An 11815-nucleotide genomic window follows, 5' to 3' on the forward strand; every position below is an offset into this window, starting at 1 on the left:
CATCCGGTCCGGATCTGGAGGCGAGTCACGTGCGCACCGATGCGAGCCAGAACCGTGCCCGCATCCTGGACGCCGCGCGGGAGCTGTACGCGGCCAAGGGGCTTGACGTCACCATGCGGGCCGTCGCGAGGCGCGCCGGGCTCGGTGTGGCCACGCTCTACCGGCATTTCCCGGACCGGGAGGCGCTCGTCGTCGCGGCCTTCGAGCACGAGCTCGCGGACTGTGACCGGCTGAGCGAGGAGGCACTCGCCGACCCTGATCCATGGCGGGCATTGCGCGGCGTGGTGGACCACGTCGTCCGCGCTCCGACCGGCAACTGGGCGTTCCGTGCGGAGTCGCTGGACGAGGTGAAGACGGGCGAAGCGCGGGCGCGGGCGATGACCAACATCACCGAGCTGGTGCGCCGGGCGCAGGAGAGCGGGGACCTGCGGGCCGACTTCTCGCCCAGCGACCTCGCCCTGCTCGTCCAGGCCAGCGACAGCCTCAGCGCGACGTCGCCCGCCGCGGCGCGCCGTCTGGTCGCCTACCTCCTGCAGTCGTTCTCCGCCCGCGCCGCGCCGCTGCCCGCTCCCGGGCCGGTCTCGGTGCTGGGTGCCGACTTCGGCTGAACGTCATTCGAGAAGCTTTCGCGCGGACGTTTCTCGCTTCTCCCGGATCGGGCGGATTCCCGCCGGTACGCGGTTAGCGTTGTTCTCATGAAGATCACCACTTGGGAGCAAGAAGACCTGGTCAAGGGACGTGCGGAGGTTCTTGCGCGCGTGCGAGCGCTGCGCACCGAAATGAGTGACAACGGCGTGCGCATCGACGCCGACGGAACCGACGTGGCGGAGAACATGCGGTTGCTCGGCGAGGCGGGCGTGAACCGGCTCAGCGTGCCTGCCGAGTACGGCGGTCTGTGGAGCGGGGACATGTGGAGCGGGTGGCGTGACACGACCGAGGTGCTGGTGGAGATCTCCGCCGCCGACGGCTCGACCGGCATGTGCTGGACCAACAACGGACTTCACCCTCGCCGCCTGTTCGCCGCCGATCTGCCGCGCGAGACCAAGGAGCAGCTGGCCGACGAGCTGATCAACGACGGCAGGCGGCTGGTCTCCTCCAACTCCGAGGCCGGCGCCAAGGGCCCGGTGACCGGCCGGAGGGTGCCCGGAGGAGTCGTGGTCAGCGGCACCAAGACGTTCAACACCAACAGCGGCGGCGGGGGCCGCGACCTCCTCATCGTCGGGTTCGCCCTGCCGGGGCCCGACGAGGACCTCAAGACGGCGATGAGGCATGAAGCGCTGGTCCGGCTGGACGCGCCCGGCGTGCGGCAGGCGCACGACTGGGACAACATGGGACAGCGCGGCACCCACAGCCAGACCATCACCTACGACGAGGTGTTCGTCCCCGACGGGTGGCACTTCCCTGCGACGCTGACGGACCCGAACGCGTTCGGCGCGGGCATGCTGTTCCACGCGGCGCTGATGCAGGGCATCGGAGAGGGTGCTTTCGAGGCCGCGATCGGCTACCTGCGCAGCTTGAACCGGGGGAGCATGCCGAGGTTCCCCACCGCGCTGGAGGACCCGCTGATGCACCGCCAGCTCGGGGAGATGTCCAGCGAACTGGCCGCTGCCCGGGCGTACCTGCTGAGCGTGGCCGGATGGCTGGAGGAACCGGGCGCCGATCCGCAGACGATCACCATCCACGGGTTCCGCTCGAAGGTCGCGAGCAACCGGGTGAGCCTGGACGTGACGGGGCGGATCCACGACCTGACCGGCGCCCGCAGCACCGCCAACCGGTACCGCTTCGACCGGTTCTGGCGCAACGCCAGAACTTTCGCCACGCACGACTCGATCGACGCGAAGAACGCGCTCATCGGGGCGTACGAACTCTCGGGCGAGCTCCCGAACGTCCTCGACTACTTCAGGATCTGAAGATGGATCCCACCGTGCTGCGTGCGGCTTTCGCGCGCTTTCCTAGCGGAGTCGTCGCCCTGTCCGGACTGGCATCCGGCAAGCCGGTGGGGATGGCGGTCAGTGCCTTCGCCTCGATTTCCCTGGAACCGCCGTTGCTCGCCGCCTCGATCCAGCGCACGTCCACCACGTGGCCGATCCTCCGCGGCGCCGCCGCGCTCGGGGTGAGCGTGCTGGCGGAGCACCAGGGGGACGTGGGCAGGCGGCTATCGGGGCGCGGGGACCGGTTCACGGGAGTGGATTGGACGACGTCAGGATCAGGGGCGGTCTTCATCCAAGGGGCGGCTGCCCGGTTCGATTGCACCCTGCACCAAGAGGTGGCGGCCGGCGATCACGTGATCGCCCTGCTGAAGGTGGAGGCGGTCGAGTTCCGGCCAGCCACCCGTCCGCTGGTGTTCCACGGAAGCGGCTTCCGGCAGCTCGCCTGAACTCGTGCACCACCGGCCACCGCCGCCAGGTCGTTTGACGATCATCAAATGATAGCTTCACCTGCTGGCCAGTGTGTCCGGATCGCAGGAGCAGACGACGATCACGGGATTCACCACGTGATCAGGAGCCGCCGCAGTCCACGGGTCAGGCTCTCGGGCTGCCACGCCAACTCGTCGTCTCGCTCGGCCACCGCCAGACCGGGCATCCTGGTCACCAGGGCGTGCAACGCGACCTGCAGTTCCATCCTGGCCAGCGGCGCGCCGAGGCAGAAATGCGCACCCCGGCCGAACGACAGGTGATGGGCCGCCTCGCGGCGGGCCACGTCGAACCGGTCCGGATCGGGGAAGACGGCAGGGTCCCGGTTGGCCGCGTTCACGACCGGGAACACCGTTGTGCCGGATTCGACGGTCTGGCCGGAGAATTCGACGTCCTCACGGGTCATTCTCGGCTGTCCGGCGTGTCCCAGGGCTACGACCCGGAGCAGTTCCTCGGCCGCGTTCGGCACCAGGCCGGGCGCTGCCACCAGGCGTGCCCACTGATCCGGGTGGTGGGACAGCAACAGCACGGACTTGGCCAGCTGAGCCATGGTGGTCTCCTGGCCGGCGCCGATCAGCAGCATCACGGTGATCAGCAGTTCGGCTTCGCTGAGCCGATCGCCGTCCTCGTCGTGCACCTGGGTCAGTCCGGAGAGCAGGTCGTCGCCGGGGTGGCGACGCTTGTGCTCGATCAACTCGAGCAGGTGCGACGCGGCGACGGCGCCGGTCGCCGCGAACGCCTCTTGGTCGAAGGTGGTGGTGATGGACATGGCTTCGGTGAAGGCGAGCAGGGGTTCGCGCTCGTCGTGGGCGATGCCGAGCAGTTCGCAGATCACGATGCCGGGCAGTGGTTCGGCCAGTGCGCTGACCAGGTCGGCCGGTGGTCCGGCGGCCAGCATCTGGTTCATCAGGCTGGTCGCGACCGTCTCCACTCTCGGTCGCAGGAGTTCCACGTTGCGGATGGTGAACGCTTTGGCCACCAGGCGACGCAGTCTCGTGTGGTCGGGTGGGTCCATGTTCGGCATCATGTCCGGTGACTGCAGGCCGGGGACGATGGTGGGTGCGTCCGGTGTCGCCAGGGCGGCGCGGCTCATCCTGGGATCGGACATCGCGCGCTGGACGTCGTCGTAGCGGGTGACCAGCCGGACCTCGTGCCCGCCGGCCAACCGGACCAAGGGCACCGGGTCGGTGCGCAGCATCCGGATCGCCTCGGGGGCCGGGTCGGTCGAGGGTGGTGCATCGAACGGGAACAGTGGTGGTTGACCGTGCGCTGTCATCGCGCTCTCCCGTTGCCGTGTCGAAGCGACGATGGCCTGGTGTACCCGTCGACAGTGTGATCCAGTTCTGCTCGGACTGTAAAGGGATCGCGCGCGCCGAAGGCAAGGGACTTCGACCTCGCACACGTCGTCTGACCAGCGATGTTCGTCATGGGGTGACACAACCTGAACGCTTTGGGCGCGCGTTGGCAAAGACGGGGTGTCAGGGCGAAGCGAAACCCGAGGAGCTTCATGTCGTCAGACGCGGAACTGATCGGTAGGTCGCTGCGCGGAGACACCGATGCCTTCGTGGAAGTGATCAGCCGGCACGAGACCGCGCTCGGGAACTATCTGGCGCGCAGAGTGGGGCGGCAGGCCGCCGAGGACGTGCTCGGCGATGTGTGGGTGGCGGCTTACGAGTCCCGTGCGAACTATGACCGTTCGTATCCCGAAGCCAGACCTTGGTTGTACGGCGTCGCGCTGAACCGGCTGCGCCGGCACTGGCGGTCCGAACCCGCCGAGGAGCCGGCGTCGGACCTGACCGGCGTGGCGAATGACTGGGATCCCTGGCCGGCGGTGGATGCCCGCGTGGACACGCAGGCACTGCTGAGCAGGGCACTGGCTCGGCTCAAACCGGAAGAGCGGGAAGTGCTGGGCCTGGTCGCCTGGGAGGACCTGACCGTCGCCGAGGCCGGGCGGGTGCTCGACATCCCGGCCGGCACGGCCCGCCGCCTGTTGCACCAGGCGCGCAAGGCATTGCGTGAAGCCCCCGAAGTGGTCGCGCTGCTGCAAGTCCCGACAACCTGAAAGACAACCCATGGATGAAATGGATCTCATGAAGAATCTGCGTGACGTGCCGTCCCCCAGTCCCGAGGCCTATGACCGTGCCCGCACGGCACTGCAGACGGCGATGGAGGAACCCGTGGCCACGGTCGTGCGACCGAAGCGCTGGTTCTCCTGGCCCAAGCTCAGCATCGCCGCCGTGGGCGCGGCAGCCGTCGCGGCGGCTGTGGTGATGGGTACGTCAGGCGGCAGCGTCCCGGCCGGCCCGTCCGACGCGGCCCCGCAGGCGGTCGAGGCACCGCTGGTGAAGCTGGCCTCCGCGGTCCAGGCGGCCGGCACACAGCCAGGGGACGCGTCGCTGATCATCAACACGAAGTTCGGGCTGGACGACAAGCCGGACCTCAACTACACCCTCTACACCGACAAGGGCCAGCAGTTCACGGGCGACTCGGCGAAGACCCTGGCGGACGCAGTCGCCAAGGGTGACGCCCAGCCTGCTACGCCGTACGACGGGAAGGTGATGGTGGCGGCCCGTCTCGCCGCGAACGGCGACGTCGACAAGGCCAGGATCGCGATGATCACCGCGGCCGGCAATGCACTGGGAGTCGGCCTGAGCCCCGCCGAGGCGGACAAGGCCTGGGCGGCCGCCCAGGCGGAGACCGCGAAGATGCTCCGCAAGATCGGCAAGCCGGTTCCCGCCCCCAAACCGCGTCCGACGGGCAAGGACCTGGAAAACCTCATCAACAACCACCTGCTGAGCAACGCCGAACACGCGCTGTTCGCCAACGCCGCCGACGCGGAGGTCCGCGCGGGCGTGCTGAAGCTGTACGCGACCATCCCGGACATGATCGTCGGCAAGACCACCGTCGACGGCCAGGCCGCGCTGACCCTCACCGCGCCCCCGGCCATCCTGGGCGGCAGTACGGACGTCCTCACCATCAACGCCGACAACGGCCTGCCGATCCGTGAGGAGATCACCTCGGCGGAATCGTCCAAGCGCTATGTGGTGAACTACAAGTCCTCCCGCGTGACCCTCGCCGACGTGGCCGCGGGCAAGATCTGATCCTCGTACCGGACTGTCCTGGGAGGGCCGAGATCATCTCGGCCCTCCCAGGACAGTTCCGTCTGTGCGGAGGGCGATCCCGCGTTGCCAGGTGTGGTTCGCGTCCAGCTCGGGGATGACCGGGATGAGCCGCTGTTCGCCTTCGGCGAGGAGGTTCCGCCTCCGGTCGTCCAGGAGACCTTGTTGCTCCAGCCATACGGAGACACACCCGGCCGGGTTCGCATCAAGCATCACCATGTCGATGCCTCCCACGTCGCCACCCCACCACCGGCTCGGGAACGGCGCCTTGCGATGGGCCTCGAAGAGCTTCGTGACGGCTGTCCGCCGATCCGTGAGATCCACCGGCTGTCACGGCACCCGGGTGTCCAGCGGTGCAGCCCCGGCAGGTCCCCAGCCGGCTCGCCACCAACCGGCCTGACCGGGCTGCCTCACGTGTCGGATAGCCTCATGCCGTGCATCGCAGTCGGCTGTTCGGGATCTTCATTGACACGCCTGCCGCGGAAGCCGGTTCGGCAGCGGGTTTCTGGTCTGCCGCACTGGGGGTTCCGGCACGGTCCGTGGTGGGCGAGGAACAGTTCACTGCTCTGGACGGTGCCATCCCCGGGTTGATCGTCGACATCCAGGCGGTCGACGACGAGCCCCGCTATCACGTCGATATCGAGACTGATGACGTGTCGGCGGAAGTAGCCCGTCTGACAGCTCTGGGCGCGAAGCTGGTCTCGCGCTGGCTGGAGTGTCACACACTGCGCGCGCCCGGTGGCCACCTGCTCTGCGTGGTGCCGGTGCACAGCGATCCGGAGACGTTCCACCGGCTCGCTCAGACCTGGCCATGACGGTGGCCCGGCACGAGCGAGGCATCCGGGGCCAAGGCGGGCTGCGCGGTTGTGCAGCCCGGGTTGACCTTCCACGGGTTGCGGCACAGCCACAAGACCTGGCTGATCGCCGGCGGCGCTCCAGAGATCGCCCAGGCCCGTCGGCTCGGTCACCATCTGGACAACCGGGTCATCGAGACCTACTCCCACGTCGCCCCTGAGGTCGAGCAGCGCCTGCTGGATGACCTCGAGCGCCTCTGGCGCACGGCGGCACCACTGCCGCCGACGCCGTCACCGAGTGCGGTCGAGGGCGGGCGGTGGGCGCCGGTTGTCCTCGCCACGGTGGGGGGCACCCGCCGGACCAGCCTGGGAGCAGCGAAAACACCGGGCGGATACCCGTGTCGGGGCTGGGGCAGTGCTCCAGTTTTTGCCCCACCAGGAGCACAACATCACGCCGTAAGTCGATCACCGAAGATCGAACCCGCAATACAGAACCCCTCCGACCAGCCCGAAGAGTTTGCCCCAGCTGTGCCCCAGTGAAATTGGTGAGAGGAACGCCCGCGTTCGTTGCGAACAAATGTGCGATCGGCACACGCCCCCGAGCATGGAGCCAGTCGAGTAGCGCTCGAGTCGAGCGGCGCCGGGCGGCCGGAACTCGCACTGACGAGCTATGTCATTCGCGCAGTCGGTCTCCGCGATGAGCCGCCGAGCACGCTTGCCGAGGCGCACGCTCTGCGGCAGATGCGGATATTCAGCGCGGCGCCATCGATCGGCTGAACCGATCAAACGGAGACCTGGGACGGTTGCTCCTGCCAGGGTGTGAGCTTATGGCGGGTGGTCATGCACGGCCTGGGGCGTGGGACGTTCGGGCGGTAGCGCTGGCCAACCCGCCGACCGCGGACGATCGACGCTCAGTGCCCCCTCGAACACCGGCTGCGCCTGTTGGGTCAGGTCGCTGCGAAATTTCGCGAACGGAGAGGCAACGCAGCCCGCTATATATCGTCTTCTGATATATGTGGACGCATGGCGGAGCGGAGCATGTCCGAGCAGATGTTCTTGGTGCTGGTCGCGCTGGCGGACGAGCCTCGGCACGGCTACGGCGTCGTCCAGCGGGTACAGGAGCTGTCCGAGGGACGGGTGCGACTGCGGGTCGGCACCCTCTACGGTGTGCTGGACCGGCTGGTCGCCGACGGCTGGGCCGAGCACGACCGGGAGGAGATCCACCAGGGCAGGCTCCGGCGCTACTACCGGCTGACCGGGGCGGGCAGCACAGCACTGGCCGATCAGACCCGGCGGCTGGCCGCGAACGTCGATACCGCCAGCAAGGTGCTGCGGGCCCGTGGCCAGTGGCCCCAGGTGGGGGAGCTGCGGGCATGATCGACGCCGAGACCCAGTACCGCGCGCTGGTGCGGGTGCTCCCGGTCTGGTATCGCGCCGAACGCGGCGACGAGATGGTCGGCACCCTGCTCGACCTGCACGGCGAGCGGGCCCGCGCGGCACTGTGGACCGAGCTGTGGGCCCTGCTGGCACTGGGTGTGCGGACGCGGCTCGCGGGCCGGGCGGCACCTGCTCGCACGGTCGCACTGGGTGACCTGGTGCGGGCGGGTGTGCTCCTCGGCCTGCTCTGGGGTGCGCTCAAGTCCGCGGGCTACGTCGGCAACGAGCTCCGGCTCGTGATTGAGCATCCTGGCGAGCTGTCCCCGCTCATGCACTCCGCGCTGAGGTCCTACCTGATCAGGCACCTTGTCCTGCTGGCGGCCGGCCTGGTCCCGCTTGCTCTGTTGGTGGACGGGTGGCGTCGCGCGGCGCGGATCGCCGCCGGGGCGATTCTGGTCGCCGGGGCGCTCTGGGGCTTGACCAGGTACTCGCTCAGCCTCGGCCCGGATCTGGTCGTGAACTACGCCCCGCAGTGGCTTCCGCTGGTGCTGTTGCTGCTGGCCTTCCACGCCGACGCCCCGCTGCCGCCGGCGCGCCCGTGGTGGTGGGCCATCGGCGGAAGCCTGGTCGCCGCCGTGACAGCCGAGTACGTCTTCGCGTACGGCGTCGGCAGGCTTGCCGGGCTGTCCCCGCTCCTCTGGCTGTGCACGATGGCCGGTGCCGGATACCTGCTGCTCCGGCGCCGCACCGAACAGCGCGCGGCGGCGTCGACACTGGCGCTGGCCGTGTGCCTCGCGCTGGTGGTGGCGCAGACCCTGGTGGAGAAGCGCGGGTTCCCTTTCGACGTGCTTACGACCGCCCAAGTCAGTCTGGCCGGGCTGGTAGTGGTGGCCCTGACCGTCATCGGAATCCGTGACTACCGCCGGACTGTCGTGAATCACTGAGACTTCTCGATACCTTCTATTCGCGGACAAGGATTTCTTGTGGACACCATTCCTGTCGCGCCCTCGCGCGCCCTTTTTTCGTCGCTCGACGTACCACGGTCGCGGGCGAGAATCCGCTGGAACGACCTGCTCGCGCCGGCCGCGGCAGTGCTCATCGCGGTCCTGGGCTACCTGACTCGCTGGATTTGCGACGACGCGCTGATCTTCACCCGGATCGTCGAGCAGATCCTGTCCGGGAACGGCCCGGTCTATTCCGCGGGCGAACGTGCGGAAACCTCCACGAGCGCGCTCTGGCAATGGCTGCTCGCCCTCGCCGGATTCGTTTCCGGGAACACCGACACCTCGGCGATCTCCTGGATGCTCGGCCTGGCGCTGACCGCGGGCGGATTCGCCCTCGCGGTGGCCGCGACCCGGCGCCTGCACGACCGGCCCGGAACCTGGCTGCTGCCCGTCGGCGTCCTCATCCTGCTCGCGCTGCACCCGGTCTGGCAGTACGCGACCTCGGGCCTGGAGACCGGGCTCAACACGTTCTGGATGGCGGCGTGCTGGTGGCTTCTGGTGCGGGCGCGGGGAAACACGTCGGGCAAGGCGATCACCGGCGCGGCACTGGTCATCGGGCTCGGCCCGCTCGTCCGGCCGGAACAGGCGCTGGTCGCCGCGGTGTTCCTGGTCGCGCTGTGGCTGCTGACGCGGCCGGGCCGACGGGTGACGCTCGCGGCAGCCGGGGCGGCGGCCGCGCTGCCGCTGGGTTACGAGATCTTCCGCATGGGCTACTACGGCGTCCTCGTCCCGATGCCCGCGATCACGAAGAACGCCGACGCGTCGAGGTGGGCCCGCGGCTTCACCTACCTCACCGACTTCGCGGACCCGTACCTGCTGTGGATCCCGCTGGTACCGGTCACGGTCGTGCTCGCACGGCTCCTGCGGCGGACGCGCGCGGACCGGAGCGGCCTGCTGGTGACGCTGACCCCGGTGGTGGCGGGCCTGCTGCTCCTGGGGTACGTGCTGAAGGTCGGCGGCGACTACATGCACGCGCGCATGCTGCTGCCATCACTGTTCCTCGTGCTGCTGCCGGTCCTGGTCCTCCCACGTTCGCGGACCACGGGGGTGCTCACGCTGGTCGTCGTGGTGTGGGCGCCGCTGTGCGCCGGGCTGGCCCGGTACCGGGAGGAGCCCGCCGCGGTGCGCTCGATCGACGACGAACGCGCCTACTACCAAGCGTGGACCGGCCGCGAATACCCGACGGATTCCACGGACTTCACGCCGAGACAGCGGAACCTCCAAGACGCGGTGGCCGACGCGGTGAACTCCGGCAGGCGGGTGCTGATCTACCAGGGACCGCACAACGAGATCATCACCGCCCCGTTGCGCGCGGACCTGCCGGGGAAGGCGGCGGTGCTCGGTGTGTACCTCGGCACGGTCGGCATGCTGGCACCCGTCGACGTCGGGATCGTCGACTTCTGGGGGCTGAGCAACCCGATCGGCGCCCGGTTCGCCTTCCCGGAGGGCAAACCCGGTCATGCGAAACCGCTGAGCAACGCCTGGCTCGTCGCCGACTACGCGGCCCCGGAGGCACCGACCTCGCCCGCGGGCAACTTCGTTTTCCGCGACGAGGTCACGCCCGCGCAGGTGGCCGCCGCCCGGCACGCACTCAACTGTGGCGACCTCGCGGAAGTCCAACGTTCGACCCGCGAACCGCTGACGTTGAAGCGCTTCTGGGCCAACCTGACCGGCGCGTGGCACCGGACCCAGGTCACCATCCCCCCGGATCCCTTCGAAGCTGAGCGCAAATTCTGCGGACGACCGTGAACCAGGAAGCAGCACCCGGGCCACCATCCAGGAGCCTCGCCGGAGGTGCGTGGGCACGGTCAATGTCGCACGGCGATACACCGGCACAACCGGGCAGGGCCGAGAATGCAGACTGCCCCGCGCTGAGAACGTCCGGTAATCGGCAGAAGAGGATGTTTGAGCGGCGGCGTGGACCGCGATGCCATCGTGTGGTCGGTCCGGCCGATCGGGAGTGCGCAACGGTCAGCGAACCATCGCCGAAGTGCTGGGCTGATGCTCAAGGGCAGCGAAGCGCGTAGCAGTCCGGTCCACGTTGACCGCCTCCCATAGCGGTGCGCGTTGACCTGTGCACAAGGGTGTCTTTAGGTTGCGGTTTCGCCGTTGACGGCGCACACCTGCTCTGTCCGGCTCAACGCGAACATGGAGGTCAAGATGGCCTGGACAGAGAAGATCGGTGCGCACTCGTGGCGTGTGCGGTACATGGCGGTCGACGGTCGGATCGGATCACGTTCCGGCTTTGACACGAAGAGGCTGGCTAACGACTACCCGAAGGAGATCGAGGCTGATCAGCGTCGCGGTACGTGGGTGGATCCACGGGCCGGCAAGACCACCGTGGCTGTGTGGGCGGCGTTGTGGGCAAATGCTCTGGACGTGGAGGTCCGCACCGAGGAGAACTATCTCAGCCGGATCCGCAACCACATCGAACCGCGGTGGGGCACAACGGCGCTGGGTGATGTTACCGCGCTTGCGGTCACACTCTGGATCAAGCAGTTGCGGCGCCGCTATGCGGCCTCGACTGTGGCCGGCATCGTCACGGTGTTCTCGATGATGCTCGACGACGCCGTGGACGAGCGGCTCATCGCCCTGAATCCCGTGCGACGACGAGCGCGCCGCGGCCGGCGCCGCGAGCAGTCACCCGTTCCTGCCGAACGTGTCTGGGCCACTCCCGAGCAGGTTGTCCGGATCGCGGACAACGCCGAGTTGCTCGGCAACCGCTGCTGCGGATTGTTGATCGTGACTGCGGGGTGGACCGGAGCTCGCCAGAGGCATTCGGCGCAACGTTCCTGCTGTGGCTGGATCGAGGTTGAGGAGCGGCACCGCCGGAGCGCCTGCTGTGGATCACTGCCCGACCGAACAGCAAGATCGATCCTCCAGAAATCCTCCACCGCGGGCTTCTGAATCGATCCGTTGGAGATCTTCAAACGATCATCGAAGATTGTCGGGCGCAACAAGAAACCCTCCCAGACCTGCGGAAACACCGCTGATCTTGAAGGGTTCGCGAGTTGTGGAGCTAAGGGGACTCGAACCCCTGACCCCCTCACTGCCAGTGAGGTGCGCTACCAGCTGCGCCATAGCCCCGAGGCGAAGGTGAACTCCGC

12 protein-coding genes and 1 tRNA gene are annotated in these 11815 nt (G+C 68.4%); 10 read left to right on the forward strand and 3 right to left on the reverse strand.

Annotated elements, in window-relative coordinates:
* The first annotated feature begins 29 nt into the window (after nt 1–29).
* The 3 genes from CF165_RS26160 (at nt 30) to CF165_RS26170 (ending at nt 2377) form a co-directional block, all read left to right on the forward strand.
* Complete coding sequence (locus CF165_RS26160; RefSeq protein ID WP_205660973.1) at nt 30–608, forward strand: TetR/AcrR family transcriptional regulator; 579 nt, start codon at nt 30–32, stop codon at nt 606–608.
* Between the two features lie 87 nt (nt 609–695).
* Nucleotides 696–1910 carry an acyl-CoA dehydrogenase family protein gene (locus tag CF165_RS26165; RefSeq protein ID WP_093950219.1) on the forward strand — a complete coding sequence of 405 codons (1215 nt, stop codon included), beginning with the start codon at nt 696–698 and terminating at the stop codon, nt 1908–1910.
* Between the two features lie 2 nt (nt 1911–1912).
* Nucleotides 1913–2377, forward strand: coding sequence for a flavin reductase family protein (locus CF165_RS26170; RefSeq protein WP_093950220.1), 465 nt, complete (start codon nt 1913–1915; stop codon nt 2375–2377).
* Nucleotides 2378–2487: 110 nt separating this feature from the next.
* Here CF165_RS26170 and CF165_RS26175 read toward each other — a convergent pair whose 3' ends face one another.
* Nucleotides 2488–3690, reverse strand: coding sequence for a cytochrome P450 (locus CF165_RS26175; protein ID WP_093950221.1), 1203 nt, complete (start codon nt 3688–3690; stop codon nt 2488–2490).
* Nucleotides 3691–3921: 231 nt separating this feature from the next.
* On the opposite strand from CF165_RS26175, the gene CF165_RS26180 reads away from it, so the two are divergent.
* Together CF165_RS26180 and CF165_RS26185 are read left to right on the forward strand one after the other, a co-directional pair.
* A complete protein-coding gene (locus CF165_RS26180; protein ID WP_093950222.1) occupies nt 3922–4476 on the forward strand; it encodes an RNA polymerase sigma factor in 555 nt (184 codons plus the stop codon).
* Nucleotides 4477–4504: 28 nt separating this feature from the next.
* Nucleotides 4505–5515: a hypothetical protein gene (locus CF165_RS26185; protein WP_240521795.1), complete on the forward strand. Its 1011-nt coding sequence runs from the start codon at nt 4505–4507 to the stop codon at nt 5513–5515.
* A gap of 33 nt (nt 5516–5548) precedes the next feature.
* On the opposite strand, the gene CF165_RS26190 is transcribed toward CF165_RS26185, so the two are convergent.
* A complete protein-coding gene (locus tag CF165_RS26190; protein ID WP_093950224.1) occupies nt 5549–5857 on the reverse strand; it encodes a hypothetical protein in 309 nt (102 codons plus the stop codon).
* A gap of 110 nt (nt 5858–5967) precedes the next feature.
* Between CF165_RS26190 and CF165_RS26195 the strand changes: the two genes are divergently transcribed.
* The 5 genes from CF165_RS26195 (at nt 5968) to CF165_RS26220 (ending at nt 11615) form a co-directional block, all read left to right on the forward strand.
* On the forward strand, nt 5968–6348 hold the full coding sequence (locus CF165_RS26195) for a VOC family protein (RefSeq protein WP_167441572.1): 381 nt from the start codon (nt 5968–5970) through the stop codon (nt 6346–6348).
* A gap of 1017 nt (nt 6349–7365) precedes the next feature.
* Complete coding sequence (locus CF165_RS26205; RefSeq protein ID WP_093950235.1) at nt 7366–7704, forward strand: PadR family transcriptional regulator; 339 nt, start codon at nt 7366–7368, stop codon at nt 7702–7704.
* Nucleotides 7701–8648, forward strand: coding sequence for a hypothetical protein (locus CF165_RS26210; RefSeq protein ID WP_093950227.1), 948 nt, complete (start codon nt 7701–7703; stop codon nt 8646–8648). Before CF165_RS26205 ends, CF165_RS26210 begins: the two co-directional genes overlap by 4 nt.
* 39 nt (nt 8649–8687) lie before the next feature.
* A complete protein-coding gene (locus CF165_RS26215) occupies nt 8688–10457 on the forward strand; it encodes an arabinofuranosyltransferase AftB family protein (protein WP_205660974.1) in 1770 nt (589 codons plus the stop codon).
* A gap of 411 nt (nt 10458–10868) precedes the next feature.
* A complete protein-coding gene (locus tag CF165_RS26220; protein ID WP_143268666.1) occupies nt 10869–11615 on the forward strand; it encodes a site-specific integrase in 747 nt (248 codons plus the stop codon).
* A gap of 107 nt (nt 11616–11722) precedes the next feature.
* On the opposite strand, the gene CF165_RS26225 is transcribed toward CF165_RS26220, so the two are convergent.
* Nucleotides 11723–11795 (reverse strand) — tRNA-Ala (locus CF165_RS26225).
* Between the last annotated feature and the right edge of the window lie 20 nt (nt 11796–11815).

The sequence above is a fragment of the Amycolatopsis vastitatis genome (assembly GCF_002234595.1).
GTDB lineage: Bacteria > Actinomycetota > Actinomycetes > Mycobacteriales > Pseudonocardiaceae > Amycolatopsis > Amycolatopsis vastitatis.

Excerpts from the sequence above, each read along its gene's own strand:
- CF165_RS26165 (WP_093950219.1), top strand. The coding sequence starts at position 696 with ATGAAGATCACCACTTGGGAGCAAGAAGACCTGGTCAAGGGACGTGCG.
- CF165_RS26170 (WP_093950220.1), top strand. The coding sequence starts at position 1,913 with ATGGATCCCACCGTGCTGCGTGCGGCTTTCGCGCGCTTTCCTAGCGGA.
- CF165_RS26175 (WP_093950221.1), bottom strand. The coding sequence starts at position 3,690 with ATGACAGCGCACGGTCAACCACCACTGTTCCCGTTCGATGCACCACCC.
- CF165_RS26180 (WP_093950222.1), top strand. The coding sequence starts at position 3,922 with ATGTCGTCAGACGCGGAACTGATCGGTAGGTCGCTGCGCGGAGACACC.
- CF165_RS26185 (WP_240521795.1), top strand. The coding sequence starts at position 4,505 with ATGAAGAATCTGCGTGACGTGCCGTCCCCCAGTCCCGAGGCCTATGAC.
- CF165_RS26205 (WP_093950235.1), top strand. The coding sequence starts at position 7,366 with ATGTCCGAGCAGATGTTCTTGGTGCTGGTCGCGCTGGCGGACGAGCCT.
- CF165_RS26210 (WP_093950227.1), top strand. The coding sequence starts at position 7,701 with ATGATCGACGCCGAGACCCAGTACCGCGCGCTGGTGCGGGTGCTCCCG.
- CF165_RS26220 (WP_143268666.1), top strand. The coding sequence starts at position 10,869 with ATGGCCTGGACAGAGAAGATCGGTGCGCACTCGTGGCGTGTGCGGTAC.